Raw genomic sequence first — 15,245 nt, 5'->3', positions numbered from 1 at the left:
GGTCGCTCCTGACCGAATGAATGGATTAGCGAATGAATCTGCGGACGGCGCGGACACGGAACTCGCCGTACTTGCCGCTGCTGCTCGTGTAGCCGCCGGTGAAGTACGTGTAGAAGGCGCCGTAGGACGAGTACTGCGTACTGCTCCAGTGCCACTCCTTGCTGAACAGCTCCGGCACGTTGACCCACCCCAGCATCAGCTCGGCCTGGGAGGGTAGGTAGAAGTCGGCATGGCCATCGGCCTCGACGGAAGCCGCGTACTCGGCAGCCGGGTGGCCTCCTTCCTCGATCAGGGCCGTGGTGTTCGCCAAGCCATCCCACTTGCTGGTGGCCTTGGATTCGTTGCCGTAGCCGCCCCACTTGAGGCCCGCTACATCGACCTTGGCGAAGATCAGGTAGTAGTCCGGCTGACCGTCACGACCCCGGCACAGCCCGCCGTTGATTCCGCCTTGCCCAGGCCACTCGGCTCCGATGGGCGGAACATCGGACGGCGCGCCCTGGTCTTGCTGATCTTCGAGTAGCGCCATCGCATACGTGGCGAACTGATGGTCGCTGGTGGTGATGGTGGTCCCGCCGGCGTTGATGGTTATGAGGCTCATGGCGACTCCAAAAAGGAATGAAGGAGCGAATTACTGAAGGATGAGAATCTTGCGGACGGCGCGGACACGGAACTCGCTGTCCTTGTCGGTGCTGCTCGTGTCGCCGTCGGTGAAGTGCGTGCCGAAGGCGCTGCCGGACGAGTACTGCGTGCTCGACCAGTACCAGCGTTCCTGGAAGCCTTCGATCTCGCCGGCCTGCTTGGCTGCGTACAGGGAAGCCAGTTCCAGCACGGAGGGGATGAAGACACCCTCGCCGATCTCCAGGGCCAGCTTGGCGATGGGACTGCCAGCCTCGGCCATGGCGATGGTGTTCGCAGCGCCGTCGCGGTAGGACTGGGCGCCTTCGACGTCCTGGCCGTACTCGCCCCATTCGCCGGAGAACTCACGATCCTTACCCAGATCAACCAGGGCGTACTCCAGGCCGTTGAGCCAGTAGCGGTTTGCGAAGATGCCGTCAGCCAGTGCTTGGCCAATAGCGGGAAGGTCTGCTGCTTTGATTTCAGTGATGGTCATTGCGGTTTCCTTGTCGGTGTTGGGCTACATCCCAAAGCCGCCTCGGCGAAGCGGCTTCAGTGATGCTTTCCGGTATGCGTACTGGCCGACCCGATCTGTCGGCAGGGCTTATTGCTGCATTGGCTGTTTCCTCCTTTGGGTTTGATGGTTGAGAGCTCTCCGGTATGGAGCAGGTCGATCCCTCTTCGGGGCCTGGACCTCGATTCCCCTGGGCCGTGGTAGCCGGTGAGACTCCGGCTTGTGTGCCGGCGGTGTTCTGCTGGCGTGATTAACTATCGCCGCCGGTAATATATAAGTCAATACCGGCGGAGATATAAATTCCGCCGGGTATGAAAAAGCCCGCTCGGAGCGGGCTTCTGTATCGGTAGGAGTTAAAACCGCTCAGGGGCAAGCACTGTCTCGCGCCAGTCTCGGAATTCGTATTTGGGCGGGACGACGCAGCGGAGGGTCAGCGGAGCCAGGCCAGGGCGAATGACCTGCAGCCCTTCCACCCGGCCGAGCACATTCAGGTCGGTGTCCTTCATCTGGTAGTGCCAGGCTCCATCGACCCAATCGTGCCAGATGATGCCGAGGCGGTTGTATGTCATCCCCGTGATGTGTCCCTCCAGGACGGTGCCCAGCAACTGGTCACCGTCCAGCAGCTCGTAGTAGTAGCGGGGGTTGAAGTAGACCTCTGCGGCGATCCCTTCCTCGACGTGGAACGAGTAAGCGCCCAGGGCGCGCGTGACCAGCTCCTGGCGATGTCCCAGGCCGATCACCCCGGAGTGGTAGAACTCGTCGGCTATGTCGAGCATGGCCTGGTAATGGGCGTCAGGGCTATAGCGAAAGGTGAAACTGTCATCGAGGGCGCCCTGCCATCTGTCGAGCAGGATTCGACGACGTTCTTCGAGGTGGCGTTTGTTCATGATGCGGAAAGTTTGCTGTATGGATATACAGTATCCGCCCGCCACCGCAGTTCGGCCACTCTCACCCGACGGGCAGAGGCTCCACCAGGTGTGCGCCCTGGTTGCGCACGTTGCCCACGGCGCGGTCCACCCGATACCACTCGAACACCTCAGGCCCCTCACCGGCGGCCAGCATCTCCTCGGCGCGTTCGCGCGGCGTGGCCGGGTCCAGCCATTCCCGGGCGAGGGCAGGGGAGAACGCCACCGGTCGGCGGTCGTGCACATCGACCATGCCGCCCAGGGCGTCGGCGGTGATTATCACAAAGCCGTCGTCTTCCCTGGGCTCTTCATGCACCTGGCCGATCGATGCGCACAGGGTCGGCTGCAGGTCCTTCCTGCGGATGAAGTAGGGCTGCTTCCGCTTCTCGCCCTCGTCGACCCACTCGAACCACCCCGACACCGGGCAGAGCATGCGATTCGGCCAGATGGCCCGGAAGAACGGCCCGTGCGCCACCTTCTCGGCGCGGGCGTTGATCGGTGCTGCTCGATCAGTAGCCCAGTGCGGCCTCCATCCCCACCGAACCGGTGCGACGCGCGCATCATCCTCGAGCGGCAGCACGACCTGCACCTGGGTGGTGGGAGCGACGTTGTACCGCGGCTCCAGCGGTGCACCTGGCGGCAGGCTGTGGATGTTCAGGAGGTGGTAGATCTCGGCCCAGGACATGAACTGGGCGACGCGTCCGCACATGGGATTCCCCTTCAGCGTGTGCTGGAAGGGTAGACCAGCGCCTGGTCTGAACGTGCTGGTTGAGGCGGCTGCAAAAACCGGTTGAAGCCTTCAACCGGCATGCGTCATCTTCGAAGCGTCAACCCGGCGATAGAGGTGCTATGCCATGAGAGGACCAATAATCGAAGAGGAGAATGGCTACCAGATCATCCAGCGCAATGATGGGTGGGTGGTATTCGGCGACGACGGCACAATCAAGGATCGACTGCCCAGCCTAGAGGCAGCAAGAAAGTTCGCTAGCAGCCTCCCAGCTTATAGGCGCAGAAGAGGCTGGTGAGAATGAAAAAGCCCCGCACTGGGCGGGGCTCATTCGGTCGTGCTCACTGGCTCTGCTTGGCCTTTATCTGCTCGAGGAGATACCTGGTTTCAGCGTTCTGCTGCTTCAATTCCTGAACGATTATCGAGGTCTCTCGTCCACTGTCAAAGCTTGACACGCCATAAGCCATGACGCCTATAACGATGCCAACAATTGCGATAACCGAAACAATAGAATTGATTAGAATGGTGGCCTTTATGCCTCGAAATGCAGACAGGTCTTTCTCTAGCAGCTGCAGAGAATGGTTCATCTGGGTTAGGCCATCAGACACCTTAGATTCAAAATCCTTAAGGCGTACATCGACCTTCAGGTCTTGATTCTGTAGGTGAGCTTTAAGCTCTTCGCGTGAAAAATCGCTCATATTCTCAGTATGTGGCGAAATCCAACGCGTGTCACGTATAGCCTTGAGGTCAGGCCTGCCTGCTGGCCCGACCTTTTCATTGGCTATATCCATCCAATCAGGCGTTTTTGGCTGCATCTTTATCGCCCTGTATTTCCATTCTCACGAAATAGTCGATGCGCGATGCATTAAAGAGTCTTGTATTCCCGCACTGCTGACAAAAAATCGGCAGCACTTGAAGAACGAGGCTCTGCGCATTCGTGCAATGCATCTGAAACAATGGATAGCTAGGGATGTGTGCCCAAGAGCTATGCCCGCATGCCTCGCACGGCCGTCTCGCCTCAACAGAGGACAGGAAACGCTCAATCACCTCGACTGGGAACGTTCCAATTGTTTCTTCGGCTTTTGCCAGCTCCTCATCAGACTTATCGTACATAATTCATCCGTCTTGTATGCACTCGTTCCATGAGCGAAGTGATCCTGGTTGTCACCCTGCCATCTCAAATCAAACATCCTGTCGCGAAGCTTTCGACAATTTATCCCTAGGCCTTTTTCGCATTCCAGATCAGCAGCACCCTGGCGTAGATGGTCACAGGTCGCCGCCGCGCCAGATCACTTGACCGATGACTTCAAAGCACTGCCCTTCTTCGTCCGCGAACGGCATGTCTTGATGCGCCTTTACCGACTTGTCAGGGTTGTCGCTTCGCAAAATCCAAGCCCCTTTCTCTTTCACGGCGCGCTTGACCAGGTTCTCACCTTCGCGGTTGCGGAAGGCGAACACACGGCCGTCCTTAAGCTCCCTCGACTCCTCATTGATGAGGAGAGCGTCGTAAGCATAGAAGGTCGGCTCCATGCTGGTTCCCGTGGCGAAGATCACTGTAAGGCGTGGGATTTTAAGTCCCTTGCGTTTGATCCATGACTTCTTGAAGGCGAGCGTTCCGCGGACCTCTACGTGCGGGTTCTCCTCGCCCTGGCCTGCGGCAACCTTCGCATCCAGCTGGGGGATGTAGACGTGCTCTTCGTCCTCGGTTATCGAGGACTCATTAGCTGAAGCGGCGGTGACCATCGTCACGGGAGCTGCACTGCTGACAACCCCGGTTTCGATCTCTTTGCGCATTTGGCGAGCCATAAGGCGGTGGCCGCCGTCGGCGATCTTGCCCTGGAGTACTGCGGCCTGAATGGCATTCAGGTCCTTGAGCATCTCCAGTTCCTCGACGTTCTTTGAGGTAAGGACTTTGGTTTCAATTGGGCGCGCCCCAGCGGAACGAGCCGCGTCAGCCTCGTGCCAGGCAATGCTCTCGAGCTCCTTGTGGAGTCTCTCGCTGAAGCTCCTAACAGGGACGCCTATCTCCCTGGCCACATAGGATGCGAAGCGCAGGTTAAGAGCGTTGTAGCCGTTCAGGTATGAGCTAACCGAGCCCTGACTCATGTCCAGCGCTTCCGCTATTTTCCCCTGAGTGAGCGAATCCTTCCGGCTCTTGCCGGCATTGAAACGCTCCAGCGCAGCCTTCAGCGCTGAGCACTCGTCCTTCTCTGACTGCGTCAGTTCCCGCTTCTTATCACTCATCCGCGAAGCATATTCCCGCCGGTAATAGTTATCCATTGCCGGCGGTATTGACTAATCCATAGCCGGCGGCAATACTTTCAGAAAGACCACCATGGAGTGTGAATCCATGCGACGCATGAAACTCAGCGATTTCGCTGCAGAGATCGGGCAGACCAAGGCAGCGGAGATGCTCGGCTTGACGCAGGGAGCGCTCAACAAAGCTCTGCGTGTAGGGCGGGAAATATTCGTGACCGAGCACGACGATGGCTCCATTTCCGCCGAGGAGCTTCGCCCATTCCCATCCCAGCAGAAAACCCAGGCCGCGTAGGAGGCAGTGATGATCGACCACGCCCCCCTGCTTGCGCTCTGTTTTGGTTCCCTATTTTGGCTTTCCTCGGCCGTTGCCTATGAGCGCGGTCGCCGCTCAGGCGGCGTTTTCCGGGTTTATCAGAATCGGCCGCTGACTTATGTCCAGTTCGATCCCGCGATGAGTCAAGAAGAAATGGTCGAGTTCCTTGAGGGAGTGGCTGCAAACATTCGAGCGAATGGCTTAGCCGAGTCCTATCGCGGCAAGGATGAGTGCGCCGATGACTAGTCCTGCAAGCCATTTTACAGCCGGGATGACCTGGTGCTTGTGTTCTTCCCAAGCTCTGCGAAGCGGAGGGCGAGTGATTCCTGCCCAGGGAATATCGCCGTCGGTGGTGAAGAAGTCGTCATCCCAGTGTTTTTCCTTCCAGCGCAGCCAGCGCCGCTTAATCCATTTCATGCCGGGCCTCCGTGGCATTCGTTCTGTGTGGAAACAAAACGATATCACGCGGGGCTCGGCTCCTTTTCCCTGTCAGGGAAAACCCCTGATTCAGTGACAACAGAATGGCGTGCCACGTAGCGCGCCGCCACGGAAAGAAGAGCGAGGTTTTACGATGGACAGGTTCCTGCGGTCTTGCCATGACACGGTGAAGGACAACGACGCGAAGCAGCTGGCGGCCCAGATGGGCCTGCCGCATGTAAGCCTTCTGCAGCGTGCCAACCCCGACAACGACGCCCACCGCCTCACGATCAACCACCTCTACACGATGCTGCTGCACACGCAGGACTTCCGGGCTCTGGCGGCTCTGGCCGACGAGTTCGGTTTCCGCCTGGTGCAGAAGGAAGAGGCCGAGGCGAAGGCACTGTCGAGCGCGGTGCTGAGCATGCACGCCGAGGTGGCTGACGTTACGCGCGCCGTGGCTGATGCCCTGGCCGACAACCGTGTCACCGAGCTTGAGAAGAAGATGATCCACCGGGAGATCACTGGTGCCCGTGAGGCGCTCGATGTCCTGGAAGCCTCGGTGAAGGTGGCGTGACATGGCCAACCAGTGGTTCCGCCTCTATTCCGAGTTCGCCAATGACCCCAAGGTCCAGATGCTGAGCGAGGCAGACCAGCGGCGTTACGTCATGCTGTTATGCCTGCGTTGCAGCAACGGCGATGTAACGTTACATGACGAAGCTGTAGCGTTTCAGCTTCGAATCAGTAACGAAGAGTGGTCCCGCACGAAGGCCGTTCTGATCGAGAAAGGGCTGCTCACTGAGGGCAATCAGCCCACCGCATGGGACAAGCGCCAGTATGCCTCCGACTCAAGCGCGGCGCGGGTTAAGGCCCATCGCGAGCGTAAGAAACAGGCATGTAACGTTACCGAAACGCCCCCAGATACAGATACAGATACAGAAAAAGAACCCCCCTTACCCCCCAAGGGGGAAAACGTCGTCCCGCTGCCGACAGCGAAGGACACGAAGCCCAAACGCAAGACCCGAATCCCTGACCCGTTCAACGTCACCGGCGAGATGCGCCAGTGGGCGGCCGACCGCGTGCCGGCTGTGAACCTCACGACCGAGACCGAGAAGTTCGTGAACTACTGGCGCGGCTCGGGTGGCACCAAGGTGGATTGGGTTGCCACCTGGCGTACCTGGATGCTCAAGGCTCAGGACGACCGCCAGCGTCACCCGCCGCGCTCTGCTCCGTCGGCTGGACCTGATTTCGAAGACTCGTCGTGGGCAAACGACCTGGGGGCTCTGTGATGCGTGAAGCCAAGGACATCATCCCTTCGCTGCAGCCGCAGCTCGCAGCTGAGCCTGCCCAGCCCACGCAACTCGACCAGGGCACTGTCGAGGTCGTGAACGGGCTGTTCCGTGAGCTGCAAACGATCTTCACCGGGTGGCGCCAGGCCTGGCCGGACGACAAGACCCTGGCCCGCGCCAAGCGCACCTGGGTCAAGGCGCTGATGTCAGCCAATATCAACCGGCTCGAGCAGATCCGATTCGGGCTGCAGCAGTGCCGTCTGCATGGCGGTGACTTCGCACCGAGCCCTGGCCGCTTCATCGCCTGGTGCACGCCTACTGCGGAGATGCTGGGCCTCCCCACCGAGGAACGAGCTTTTCGCGAAGCCTGCCGCAATGCCCACCCTGGGATGGCCGGTATCGGCAAGTGGTCGCACGACGTGGTTTATCACGCAGCCTGCGAATCGGGTTTCGCCAACCTCAACCGCCTGGGCATGGAAGACAGCCGCAAGCTGTTCTCCCGGAACTACACCATCGCCATCCGCCAGCTCGTGAGCGGGGAGAAGCTGCGCGCGATGCCCCTGGCCCTACCGGCGAAGGTAGACGGCCAGCGCACCCCGGAAGTAGGGCGTGCTGCCCTGGCAGAGATCCACAAGAAACTCAAAGGAGGCCGCAATGGCTGACCATCTGCGCTGGCGCCAGAAGCGCGACCGCGACAACAAGCCGATCAAAGACTGCTGGATCACAGAGTGCGGCTACACCGTCGCGCTGTGCCGGCTGCCGAACAACCGCTACACGATTTCCGCACCTGGTGGCAGCGCCCCGTTCGCTTACACCAACGAGCGCGATGACATCGAGGGGTTGATCCAGGCTCACAAGGAAGCCAAGGCGGTGCCGGCATGATGCAGGGAAGGGCAGTAACCGCCGAGCAGAAGCGCTGGCACGACAAGCTGGTGAGCGAGGTTGGATGCATCGCCTGCCGCAAGGACGGGCGCCTGGGCAACACCCACTGCAGCATCCACCACATAGACGGGCGCACGAAGCGGGGCGCGCACTGGAACGTGATCCCGTTGTGCGGCCCGCACCACCAGACCGGTGGCGAGGGCGTCGCGCTACATCACAACAAAGCGCGATTCGTAGCGCGCTACGGCAGGGAGGGCGACCTCCTCGCCGAGTGCGCCAAGATCCTCGCCACTGAAGGCCATGACATACCCGCCGGCTTCCTGGCCTGGCTGGATGGCGACGAGGTGATGGCGTGAGGCGCGGGCGCGGGATCAGCCCGCTGACTCACAAGCGCCACCCGGACGGCTACACGGTGAACCTGAAGATGCACGACCCGGAGCTGGTGGCGATGGGATGGGTGCGGGTGGAGCAGTACCGGCACGAGAAGCAAGGCCACTCTGTGACAGCAGAGTTCGGCACCCAGGACGGTTTCCCGTGCTGGATGTACAGGACCCGGATGGCGGATGGCCGAAGCTTTGGCGTCTTCCCTACCGCCATTGGCGCGGCCAAGTGGATCGAGCGCGAACTGGTGCGGGAGGTGGTCAATGCTGGCTAAGCGACGCCTCCAGGCTCTGGGCCGCCTGAAAGCCGGGTCCATGAACAAGACCGAGGCGTCCTACGAGTCGATGCTCAAGCAGCGGCTGCTGGCTGGTGAGATCCAGTGGTATCGCTTCGAGGGAGTGAAGCTCCGCCTGGCGAACAACACTTTCTACACCGCCGACTTCTTCGTGATGAACGCCGAGGGATTGCTCGAGGTGCACGAGGTCAAGGGATTCTGGACCGACGACGCCCGGGTCAAGACCAAGGTGGCCGCTGATCAGTACCCGTTCCGGTTCCTCGGCGTACAGAAGGCCAAGGGCGGCGGCTGGGCGATCGAGGAGTTCTGATGGCGATGATCCCGAAGCGGCATGGGCCGGACAGGAAGATCGGCGTGATCCCGCTGGGGCGCTGCGAGATCTGCCAGGGCCTGGGCGTCATCAAGGGGATTTTCTTCGAAGGAGCATGCGCGGCCTGCAACGGCTCTGGCCTGGTGAACCGGGACACAGGCGAGGCGCTGAGCTCTGATTCCATGGTGGTTCAGCTACGGCTCAGGCTCAACCGAGCCAACCGCCTACTCGCTCAGTACGAAGGCGAGAAGAAAGGTGGAGCGCACGAGGACTACACGGGAAGACACAACCCCGCCGGCAAGGGCGGCGGTAACTGGACAGGTGATTGAGGGGGTAACCATGGTTTACAAATCCGTTCTGGCGGCCGTCGTCTCTGCAATGGCATCCGAGGCGCTGGACAACACCAGCAAGCAGTCCTGGCAGAAGCTGATCGACCACATCAACCAGCCTGGCGGGCGCGGTGCATCGGTCAGCCCTGAGCTGCGCATGCAGATCGACTGCTGGGTGCATGCCAGGCTGCACAGTGAGCTCCCGTCTCGACTCTGGTTTGCGCTCGTGGCCAAGTACAGCACGCACCACGCGCGGCGGCTGGAGGCCATCGGTCGACTCGATGCGCTGATCGTGACGCCTGCGCCTGGGCTGTTCCGCAAGAAGGCAGTAGTGGCCTGGGCTGTTCCGCCCATGAAGGGCAAGCCGATCGGGGCTGATGGCCTGAAGCGGTCCACCCAGATCCTGGCCTTGCCGGCCAGCTTCTACGACATGAACACCTGGGACCTCGATGCTTCGCCAGAGCGCACCAAGCGCCGCTGGAGGTCCGGCATCTTCAAGGCTCTAGACGAACTGGTGAACCTGGCGCTGATCGAGGCTGGCGAGATCCTGGATCGTGAAGGGCTGCTGCCTGCGTTCAATGGGGCGGCGGTGGCTTGACGCAAATGGCCGGATGGCCGAGAGTATTTCCATCCTGTCGATCTTACGCGTTGCGAGGACCGACTCCGACAAAGCCCTGGCCATACCGCTGGGGCTTTTTCGTTTCTGGCGCATAGCGCCCCATCTTGCTCTGCGCTGCTCCCCTCATCAGCAGCAGCGCCCTTGCCCCGCCAGGGGCCTTTTATTCATGGAGTACCCGCATGGCAGAGCCGAGCCTCAGCGCCGCCCTTGGCGTGACCGCTGCATCCGGTGCGGTAGCAGGCGCGGCAGTTGTGGGGATGGACCTCAATGCGGTCGTGGGAGCCTTCGCGGGCTCAATGTTCTTTGTGGTGTTTGCTCGTGAGCTCGCAACCTGGGATCGCCTGGGTTACTTCCTCGTGAGCTGGATCGCTGGCTACTACCTGTCCGCTGAACTACTCGGCTACGGCTTCGCTCGAACCTCCGGGTGGGCGGCCTTCGTAGGCGCCCTGTTCGTGGTCACGCTGGGCGTTACTGCCTTAGAGTGGCTGAGGGGAGGCCAGATGCCCCAATGGGTACGCTTCCTCCTCGATCGATTCGGAGGTCGCAATGGCTGAGTTCTGGACTCTGGTGGCTGTGCTCTCGTGCGCCGTTACCTTCCTTCGCATCATCACTTGGCAGCCCGAAGGCGAGCGGTTTCGCATTGGCATGGGCTTGTGCGCCTACGCCTTGGCTGCATGCACTGGATGCTTCGTTCTCACTGCTGTGCTTCACCTGCTGTCCGGCGCCTCGGTAGATCCGGTGTCGCCTTGGCTTGCCCTGGTGCTGGCCTGGCTCGCGGTGCTGGTAGTTCTTGCCCGCGGCAACGTAGCCCGAATCGTCCAGCTCAACTGGTCCAGTCATTGGGACGGCACTGACCGCCGTCGGAGATAGTCATGCCCGCACGCTCCCTGAAGCCATGCGCAACGCCTGGCTGCCGTGAGTTGGTGCGTGGCTCTGCTCACTGTCCTCGCCACCAGGTGCTGGCCGACCAGCGTCGTGCTGAGCATATGAAGAAGGTGCACGCCGCCTACAACCAGCGGCGAGACGTGAGCGACAGGTTCTACAAGTCGAAGGCATGGCAAGCATGCCGGGCTCAGTTCAAGCGCGCGCACCCTCTGTGTGAGGAGTGCGAACAGCGTGGAAAGGTGGTGGAGATGGATATCGTCGACCACCGGGTGCCCTTCAAGGAAGCGCCTCACCTCGCGCTGGACTGGTCCAACCTGCGGTCCCTGTGCAGGGGATGCCACAACCGCGTCGGATGCCGGGTAGGCCTCACGGGAGGCCAGGGGGGAGGGGAAAAACTCTGATCTCTCCGAAGGCCGAACGACGGCGGGAGCCTTTTTTCCATTTCCACAAAATTCGGATTCCCAGAAATGGCCAGGCCACGCAAGCCGACGAACGTGCTTGAGCTGACCGGTGCGTTCAAGAAAAACCCAGACCGCGCCCGCGAGGATGCGCAGACCGTCGGTGCACTGTCAGCACCGCCGCCTCACCTGAACGGGGGCGCCCTTCACGCATGGAATGAGATTGCGGGGTGCGCCCCGCTCGATGTGCTGACCGACTCCGACCGCCTTGCGCTGGAGATCGCCGCCCAGCTGCTCAACCAGTTCCGCACCGATCCGGTGGAGTTCCCGGCGACCAAGCTGGTCCGCCTGGAAGCACTGCTCGGGAAGTTCGGCATGACCCCAGCCGACCGCGCCAAGGTGGCCGGCGGCAGCAAGAAGCCCAAGGGCAACGAGTTCGGAGAATTCTGATGACGACCAAGAAGACCTATCCGTTCGTGCGCGCGGCAGAGAAGTACGCGCGCGACGTGGTGGAGGGGAAGATCGTCGCCTGCAAGATGGTGAAGCTGGCATGCCAGAGACACCTCGACGACCGGAAGCGGAAAGCCTCGCCGTCGTTCCCCTACATCTTCGACCCTGCCAAGGCCGAGCGCGTGGCTCGCTTCCTCCAGAAGCTGCCGCACACGAAGGGCAAGTGGGCTGGCCGGAAGATGAAGGTCAAGCTGGAGCCCTGGCAGCTGTTCTCGGTCTGCATCCCCTTCGGGTGGGTGCACAGGAAGACCAAGTTCCGGCGCTTCCGCGTCATAGTCATCTTCGTCCCGCGCAAGAACGGCAAGAGCATCATCGCCGGAGGCGTGGGGCTCTACATGTTCTGTGCCGACGACGAGTTCGGCGCCGAGGTCTACTCGGGGGCGACCACGGAGAAGCAGGCTTGGGAGGTCTTCCGGCCCGCCAAGTTGATGGTCGAGCGCACGAATCCGTTGCGTGAGCACTTCGACATCGACGTTAACGCCTCGAACATGGTCCGCCTCGAGGACGGTTCCCGCTTCGAACCGGTGATCGGCAAGCCTGGCGACGGCGCCAGCCCGTCCTGTGCCCTGATCGACGAGTACCACGAGCACCACGACAGCTCGCTCTTCGACACCATGGAGACCGGCATGGGCGCCCGCGATCAGCCGGTGCTGCTGGTCATCACCACGGCCGGCTCAAATATCGGCGGCCCGTGCCATGAGCTGGTGCGCGACGCCGAGAAGATGCTGGAGAAGGTCCCCGGCGCCGACCAGCCCGATCTGTGGGCGATGCTCTATTCGATAGACAAGGGCGACGACTGGACCGACCCGGCCAACATGATCAAGGCGAACCCGAACTACGGGGTTTCCGTTGGAGCCGACTACCTGCAGGCCCGCCTGCGCGCCGCCATGCAGTCGCCCCGGAAGCAATCGGTGTTCCGCACCAAGCATCTGAACGAGTGGGTCGGGGCCAAGTCGGCCTGGCTCAACATGTTGCGCTGGGGCGAGGCGAAACCCCGCAAGTCGCTTGCGGAACTGGAGAACAGGCCCTGCTTTATCGGCCTCGACCTGGCGTCGAAGATCGACGTGGTGGCCGCGGTGCTCCTGTTCCCGCCCGTGGTCGATGACCCCGTTTGGCACGTGCATGGCCGCTACTACCTGCCGGAAGCGCGCGTCATCGAGGCCGATGACGTCAACGCCCAGCGCTACGACGAATGGGACAAGCTGGGATTGCTGACCCTGACCGACGGCGAGGTAATCGACTTCGAAGTCATCAAGGACGACCTCCGCGAATTCCAAGGGCGCTTCGACGTACAGCAGATCGGCTACGACCCCTGGCAGGCCACGCAACTCGCCCAGGAGATGGAGCGCGAGAGCATGACCATGGTCGAGGTGGGCGCCACGGTCCGCAACTTCAGCGAGCCGATGAAGGAGCTGGAGAAGCTGGTTACTCAGCGCCTCATGGCCCACGGCGGCTGTCCGGTGCTGTCCTGGATGGCGTCCAACGTCGTCGCGCAGATCGACGCCAAGGAGAACATCTACCCCCGCAAGGAGCGGCCAGAGAACAAGATCGACGGCATCGTCGCCTTGATCATGGCGCTTGGCCGGGCCCTGAGCACGATGGACGAAGCGCCCATCGATGACTTCCTCAACCGACCGATGAGCATGTGATGGCCGATACCGACTACAGCATTGACCTGCGCACCCGCAGCCCCATCTGGGCGCGGATGGCGGCCTTCTTCACGGGAGGCCGCCTGGTGACGCCGGAGAAGGGGTCACAGACCGGCCCCATCTCTGCGAGCGGCGCCGTCGGCGAGTCCATGGTTACCGACGAGCGCATCATGCAGATCTCGACGGTGTGGGCTTGCGTCCGCCTTATCAGCACCGTAACCGCCAGCCTGCCGCTGGATGTCTTTGAGACGGTGAACGGGGAGCGCAAGAAGGTCGGCCTGGATAATCCGCTGGCTCGCCTGCTGCAGTACTCGCCGAATATCTACATGACGGCCCTCGAGTTCCGAGAGGCCATGACCATGCAGTTGGCTGTCTACGGAAACGCTTATGCGTTGATCGAGCGCAACAGTGTGGGTGGCGTCGTTTCGCTGATTCCGATGCTTTCCGCGAACATGGATGTCCGCCTGGAGAACAAGCGCGTCGTCTACAAGTACCGGCGCGACAAAGAGTATGCGGAGTTCAGCCAGAGCGAGATCCTCCACTTGAAAGGATTTGGCTTTAACGGCCTGGTTGGACTTTCGCCGATTGCCTTCGGGGCCAAATCCTCCGGCGTGGCAATCGCAATGGAAGACCAGCAGCGCGACTTCTACGCCAACGGCGCCAAGTCCCCGCAGATCCTCATGACCAACGGGACCACGCTGGGCCGCGAGCAGCGCGAACAACTGGACGAGAACTTCAAGGAGATCGCCGGCGGCCCGGTTCGTAAGCGCCTGTGGGTGCTTGAGGCCGGCTTCACCACTCAGGCGATCGGCGTCAGCCCGCAGGACGCCGAGACCATGGCGGCCCGCAAGTTCCAGGTCAGCGAGTTGGCCCGCTTCTATGGCGTACCTCCGCACCTGGTTGGTGATGTGGACAGGGCTGGCGGCTGGGTAACCGGTCTGGAGCAGCAGAACCTCGGTTTCCTGCAATACACCCTCGCGCCTTACACAGGACGTTGGGAGGCCTCGATCTGGCGCTGGCTGGTGCCGCCGAAAGAAATCACCCGCTATCACGCTGAGCACAACTTGGACGGGCTGCTGCGCGGAGATTCTGCTGCCCGAGCTGCATTTATGGGCGTCATGGTGGACAAGGGGCTCAGAACCATCAACGAACTGCGACGCCTGGACAACCTGCCGCCACTCCCCGGCGGCGATGTCGCGACGCGACAGTCGCAGAACGTACCGATCACACAACTCGGCAACCCAAGCCCCGCACCCAGCGGGGCTTAGTTTTTCTGGAGGCTGTAATGCCCAACATCCACAAGACGCTGGCCTTCGAGCACGCCGAGTTGAAATTCGTCGGCGCTTCCACCGAGGGCGTGTTCGAGGGTTACGCCTCGGTCTTCGGCGTGACCGACTCCGACGGCGACATCATCCTGCCCGGGGCCTTCAAGAACGCCCTGGCCAGCCAGACCCGAAAGGTATCGATGTTCTTCAACCATCGCTCCTGGGAGATCCCGGTGGGCAAGTGGGACAGCATCGAGGAGGACGCCAAGGGGCTGTTCGTGCGTGGCTCTCTCACCCCAGGCCACTCCACGGCGGCTGACATCAAGGCGGCCATGGCGCACGGCACCGTCGACGGCATGTCCGTCGGTTTCGCCGCCGGCCGCGACGACTTCGAGCTGATCAGCACCGGCCGCGCGTTCAAGAACGTGCAGCGCCTGAGCGAGATCAGCATCTGCACCCAACCCGCCAACGAGGCAGCGACCGTCGCGTCGCTCAAGAGCCTCGGCGGCCAAATCACCATCCGCGACGTGGAGCACTGGCTGAGGGACTCGGCTGGCTTCTCCAAGTCCGAGGCGCAGGCGTTGATCGCCTGCATCAAGTCCGCAGTTCGGAGCGATTCCGAAGGCGGCGACGACATCGCCGCGCTCGTTGCGCGCATCCAAAACTTTGAACTGAGGACTTGA

At 61.5% G+C, this 15,245-nt stretch carries 26 protein-coding genes; 18 read left to right on the top strand and 8 right to left on the bottom strand.

The window, feature by feature from the left end; all coding sequences use genetic code 11:
- Positions 1-25 precede the first annotated feature (25 nt).
- The 7 genes from WFQ67_RS05255 to WFQ67_RS05225 all read right to left on the bottom strand — a co-directional run bounded on the left by WFQ67_RS05255 (position 26) and on the right by WFQ67_RS05225 (position 5,005).
- The gene (locus WFQ67_RS05255; protein WP_337056326.1) at positions 26-598 is read right to left on the bottom strand and encodes a DUF1566 domain-containing protein; all 573 of its coding nucleotides are present in this window, start codon (positions 596-598) and stop codon (positions 26-28) included.
- A 30-nt stretch (positions 599-628) separates the two neighbouring features.
- On the bottom strand, positions 629-1,111 hold the full coding sequence (locus WFQ67_RS05250) for a hypothetical protein (protein WP_337056325.1): 483 nt from the start codon (positions 1,109-1,111) through the stop codon (positions 629-631).
- 371 nt (positions 1,112-1,482) lie between these two features.
- Complete coding sequence (locus WFQ67_RS05245) at positions 1,483-2,016, bottom strand: hypothetical protein (protein ID WP_337056324.1); 534 nt, start codon at positions 2,014-2,016, stop codon at positions 1,483-1,485.
- A gap of 61 nt (positions 2,017-2,077) precedes the next feature.
- Complete coding sequence (locus tag WFQ67_RS05240) at positions 2,078-2,743, bottom strand: SOS response-associated peptidase (protein WP_337056323.1); 666 nt, start codon at positions 2,741-2,743, stop codon at positions 2,078-2,080.
- Between the two features lie 359 nt (positions 2,744-3,102).
- Entirely contained in the window at positions 3,103-3,576 is a 474-nt protein-coding gene (locus tag WFQ67_RS05235) for a hypothetical protein (RefSeq protein ID WP_337056322.1), read from the bottom strand.
- Complete coding sequence (locus WFQ67_RS05230; protein WP_337056321.1) at positions 3,557-3,874, bottom strand: hypothetical protein; 318 nt, start codon at positions 3,872-3,874, stop codon at positions 3,557-3,559. The genes WFQ67_RS05235 and WFQ67_RS05230 overlap by 20 nt, the downstream gene beginning before the upstream one ends.
- Before the next feature lie 153 nt (positions 3,875-4,027).
- Positions 4,028-5,005, bottom strand: coding sequence for a LexA family transcriptional regulator (locus WFQ67_RS05225; protein ID WP_337056320.1), 978 nt, complete (start codon positions 5,003-5,005; stop codon positions 4,028-4,030).
- 106 nt (positions 5,006-5,111) lie between these two features.
- On the opposite strand from WFQ67_RS05225, the gene WFQ67_RS05220 reads away from it, so the two are divergent.
- Complete coding sequence (locus WFQ67_RS05220; RefSeq protein WP_337056319.1) at positions 5,112-5,312, top strand: Cro/CI family transcriptional regulator; 201 nt, start codon at positions 5,112-5,114, stop codon at positions 5,310-5,312.
- Positions 5,313-5,321: 9 nt separating this feature from the next.
- Entirely contained in the window at positions 5,322-5,579 is a 258-nt protein-coding gene (locus tag WFQ67_RS05215; protein ID WP_337056318.1) for a hypothetical protein, read from the top strand.
- On the opposite strand, the gene WFQ67_RS05210 is transcribed toward WFQ67_RS05215, so the two are convergent.
- Positions 5,535-5,750, bottom strand: coding sequence for a hypothetical protein (locus WFQ67_RS05210; RefSeq protein WP_337056317.1), 216 nt, complete (start codon positions 5,748-5,750; stop codon positions 5,535-5,537). The genes WFQ67_RS05215 and WFQ67_RS05210 overlap by 45 nt on opposite strands.
- Before the next feature lie 154 nt (positions 5,751-5,904).
- Between WFQ67_RS05210 and WFQ67_RS05205 the strand changes: the two genes are divergently transcribed.
- From WFQ67_RS05205 to WFQ67_RS05135, 16 genes are all read left to right on the top strand, one after another.
- Complete coding sequence (locus WFQ67_RS05205) at positions 5,905-6,327, top strand: phage regulatory CII family protein (RefSeq protein ID WP_337056316.1); 423 nt, start codon at positions 5,905-5,907, stop codon at positions 6,325-6,327.
- 1 nt (position 6,328) lies between these two features.
- Entirely contained in the window at positions 6,329-7,039 is a 711-nt protein-coding gene (locus WFQ67_RS05200; protein WP_337056315.1) for a hypothetical protein, read from the top strand.
- The gene (locus tag WFQ67_RS05195) at positions 7,039-7,701 is read left to right on the top strand and encodes a replication protein P (RefSeq protein ID WP_337056314.1); all 663 of its coding nucleotides are present in this window, start codon (positions 7,039-7,041) and stop codon (positions 7,699-7,701) included. The genes WFQ67_RS05200 and WFQ67_RS05195 overlap by 1 nt, the downstream gene beginning before the upstream one ends.
- Positions 7,694-7,921 carry a hypothetical protein gene (locus tag WFQ67_RS05190; RefSeq protein ID WP_337056313.1) on the top strand — a complete coding sequence of 76 codons (228 nt, stop codon included), beginning with the start codon at positions 7,694-7,696 and terminating at the stop codon, positions 7,919-7,921. Before WFQ67_RS05195 ends, WFQ67_RS05190 begins: the two co-directional genes overlap by 8 nt.
- Positions 7,918-8,277 carry a Ref family recombination enhancement nuclease gene (locus WFQ67_RS05185; RefSeq protein ID WP_337056312.1) on the top strand — a complete coding sequence of 120 codons (360 nt, stop codon included), beginning with the start codon at positions 7,918-7,920 and terminating at the stop codon, positions 8,275-8,277. Before WFQ67_RS05190 ends, WFQ67_RS05185 begins: the two co-directional genes overlap by 4 nt.
- A gap of 56 nt (positions 8,278-8,333) precedes the next feature.
- Positions 8,334-8,576 carry a hypothetical protein gene (locus tag WFQ67_RS05180; protein ID WP_337056311.1) on the top strand — a complete coding sequence of 81 codons (243 nt, stop codon included), beginning with the start codon at positions 8,334-8,336 and terminating at the stop codon, positions 8,574-8,576.
- A 40-nt stretch (positions 8,577-8,616) separates the two neighbouring features.
- Positions 8,617-8,907 (top strand): DUF1064 domain-containing protein, encoded by a 291-nt coding sequence (locus tag WFQ67_RS05175; protein WP_337056310.1) that lies wholly within the window; start codon positions 8,617-8,619, stop codon positions 8,905-8,907.
- Entirely contained in the window at positions 8,907-9,236 is a 330-nt protein-coding gene (locus WFQ67_RS05170) for a hypothetical protein (protein ID WP_337056309.1), read from the top strand. The genes WFQ67_RS05175 and WFQ67_RS05170 overlap by 1 nt, the downstream gene beginning before the upstream one ends.
- A gap of 10 nt (positions 9,237-9,246) precedes the next feature.
- Positions 9,247-9,834, top strand: a complete 588-nt coding sequence (locus WFQ67_RS05165; RefSeq protein ID WP_337056308.1) for a hypothetical protein — start codon at positions 9,247-9,249, stop codon at positions 9,832-9,834.
- A 200-nt stretch (positions 9,835-10,034) separates the two neighbouring features.
- The gene (locus tag WFQ67_RS05160; protein ID WP_337056307.1) at positions 10,035-10,409 is read left to right on the top strand and encodes a putative holin; all 375 of its coding nucleotides are present in this window, start codon (positions 10,035-10,037) and stop codon (positions 10,407-10,409) included.
- Positions 10,402-10,725 carry a phage holin family protein gene (locus tag WFQ67_RS05155; protein WP_337056306.1) on the top strand — a complete coding sequence of 108 codons (324 nt, stop codon included), beginning with the start codon at positions 10,402-10,404 and terminating at the stop codon, positions 10,723-10,725. Before WFQ67_RS05160 ends, WFQ67_RS05155 begins: the two co-directional genes overlap by 8 nt.
- A gap of 2 nt (positions 10,726-10,727) precedes the next feature.
- Positions 10,728-11,141, top strand: coding sequence for an HNH endonuclease (locus tag WFQ67_RS30325; RefSeq protein WP_442969570.1), 414 nt, complete (start codon positions 10,728-10,730; stop codon positions 11,139-11,141).
- Between the two features lie 66 nt (positions 11,142-11,207).
- Entirely contained in the window at positions 11,208-11,588 is a 381-nt protein-coding gene (locus WFQ67_RS05150; RefSeq protein WP_337056305.1) for a hypothetical protein, read from the top strand.
- Positions 11,588-13,297 carry a terminase large subunit gene (locus WFQ67_RS05145; RefSeq protein WP_337056304.1) on the top strand — a complete coding sequence of 570 codons (1,710 nt, stop codon included), beginning with the start codon at positions 11,588-11,590 and terminating at the stop codon, positions 13,295-13,297. Before WFQ67_RS05150 ends, WFQ67_RS05145 begins: the two co-directional genes overlap by 1 nt.
- Positions 13,297-14,565 carry a phage portal protein gene (locus tag WFQ67_RS05140; protein ID WP_236204566.1) on the top strand — a complete coding sequence of 423 codons (1,269 nt, stop codon included), beginning with the start codon at positions 13,297-13,299 and terminating at the stop codon, positions 14,563-14,565. The genes WFQ67_RS05145 and WFQ67_RS05140 overlap by 1 nt, the downstream gene beginning before the upstream one ends.
- A 17-nt stretch (positions 14,566-14,582) precedes the next feature.
- Positions 14,583-15,245 carry an HK97 family phage prohead protease gene (locus tag WFQ67_RS05135; RefSeq protein ID WP_236204565.1) on the top strand — a complete coding sequence of 221 codons (663 nt, stop codon included), beginning with the start codon at positions 14,583-14,585 and terminating at the stop codon, positions 15,243-15,245.

It is taken from the genome of Pseudomonas sp. USHLN015 (assembly GCF_037153275.1).
Lineage (GTDB): Bacteria > Pseudomonadota > Gammaproteobacteria > Pseudomonadales > Pseudomonadaceae > Metapseudomonas > Metapseudomonas tohonis.
The sequence above is the reverse complement of the archived record's forward strand: the minus strand, read 5'-3'. Positions and strand labels throughout refer to the sequence as shown.

Bases quoted from the DNA above. Each gene is read 5' to 3' on its own strand.
- WFQ67_RS05255 (WP_337056326.1), bottom strand. From the start codon at position 598: ATGAGCCTCATAACCATCAACGCCGGCGGGACCACCATCACCACCAGC.
- WFQ67_RS05250 (WP_337056325.1), bottom strand. From the start codon at position 1,111: ATGACCATCACTGAAATCAAAGCAGCAGACCTTCCCGCTATTGGCCAA.
- WFQ67_RS05245 (WP_337056324.1), bottom strand. From the start codon at position 2,016: ATGAACAAACGCCACCTCGAAGAACGTCGTCGAATCCTGCTCGACAGA.
- WFQ67_RS05240 (WP_337056323.1), bottom strand. From the start codon at position 2,743: ATGTGCGGACGCGTCGCCCAGTTCATGTCCTGGGCCGAGATCTACCAC.
- WFQ67_RS05235 (WP_337056322.1), bottom strand. From the start codon at position 3,576: ATGCAGCCAAAAACGCCTGATTGGATGGATATAGCCAATGAAAAGGTC.
- WFQ67_RS05230 (WP_337056321.1), bottom strand. From the start codon at position 3,874: ATGTACGATAAGTCTGATGAGGAGCTGGCAAAAGCCGAAGAAACAATT.
- WFQ67_RS05225 (WP_337056320.1), bottom strand. From the start codon at position 5,005: ATGAGTGATAAGAAGCGGGAACTGACGCAGTCAGAGAAGGACGAGTGC.
- WFQ67_RS05220 (WP_337056319.1), top strand. From the start codon at position 5,112: ATGCGACGCATGAAACTCAGCGATTTCGCTGCAGAGATCGGGCAGACC.
- WFQ67_RS05215 (WP_337056318.1), top strand. From the start codon at position 5,322: ATGATCGACCACGCCCCCCTGCTTGCGCTCTGTTTTGGTTCCCTATTT.
- WFQ67_RS05210 (WP_337056317.1), bottom strand. From the start codon at position 5,750: ATGAAATGGATTAAGCGGCGCTGGCTGCGCTGGAAGGAAAAACACTGG.
- WFQ67_RS05205 (WP_337056316.1), top strand. From the start codon at position 5,905: ATGGACAGGTTCCTGCGGTCTTGCCATGACACGGTGAAGGACAACGAC.
- WFQ67_RS05200 (WP_337056315.1), top strand. From the start codon at position 6,329: ATGGCCAACCAGTGGTTCCGCCTCTATTCCGAGTTCGCCAATGACCCC.
- WFQ67_RS05195 (WP_337056314.1), top strand. From the start codon at position 7,039: ATGCGTGAAGCCAAGGACATCATCCCTTCGCTGCAGCCGCAGCTCGCA.
- WFQ67_RS05190 (WP_337056313.1), top strand. From the start codon at position 7,694: ATGGCTGACCATCTGCGCTGGCGCCAGAAGCGCGACCGCGACAACAAG.
- WFQ67_RS05185 (WP_337056312.1), top strand. From the start codon at position 7,918: ATGATGCAGGGAAGGGCAGTAACCGCCGAGCAGAAGCGCTGGCACGAC.
- WFQ67_RS05175 (WP_337056310.1), top strand. From the start codon at position 8,617: ATGAACAAGACCGAGGCGTCCTACGAGTCGATGCTCAAGCAGCGGCTG.
- WFQ67_RS05170 (WP_337056309.1), top strand. From the start codon at position 8,907: ATGGCGATGATCCCGAAGCGGCATGGGCCGGACAGGAAGATCGGCGTG.
- WFQ67_RS05165 (WP_337056308.1), top strand. From the start codon at position 9,247: ATGGTTTACAAATCCGTTCTGGCGGCCGTCGTCTCTGCAATGGCATCC.
- WFQ67_RS05160 (WP_337056307.1), top strand. From the start codon at position 10,035: ATGGCAGAGCCGAGCCTCAGCGCCGCCCTTGGCGTGACCGCTGCATCC.
- WFQ67_RS05155 (WP_337056306.1), top strand. From the start codon at position 10,402: ATGGCTGAGTTCTGGACTCTGGTGGCTGTGCTCTCGTGCGCCGTTACC.
- WFQ67_RS30325 (WP_442969570.1), top strand. From the start codon at position 10,728: ATGCCCGCACGCTCCCTGAAGCCATGCGCAACGCCTGGCTGCCGTGAG.
- WFQ67_RS05150 (WP_337056305.1), top strand. From the start codon at position 11,208: ATGGCCAGGCCACGCAAGCCGACGAACGTGCTTGAGCTGACCGGTGCG.
- WFQ67_RS05145 (WP_337056304.1), top strand. From the start codon at position 11,588: ATGACGACCAAGAAGACCTATCCGTTCGTGCGCGCGGCAGAGAAGTAC.
- WFQ67_RS05140 (WP_236204566.1), top strand. From the start codon at position 13,297: ATGGCCGATACCGACTACAGCATTGACCTGCGCACCCGCAGCCCCATC.
- WFQ67_RS05135 (WP_236204565.1), top strand. From the start codon at position 14,583: ATGCCCAACATCCACAAGACGCTGGCCTTCGAGCACGCCGAGTTGAAA.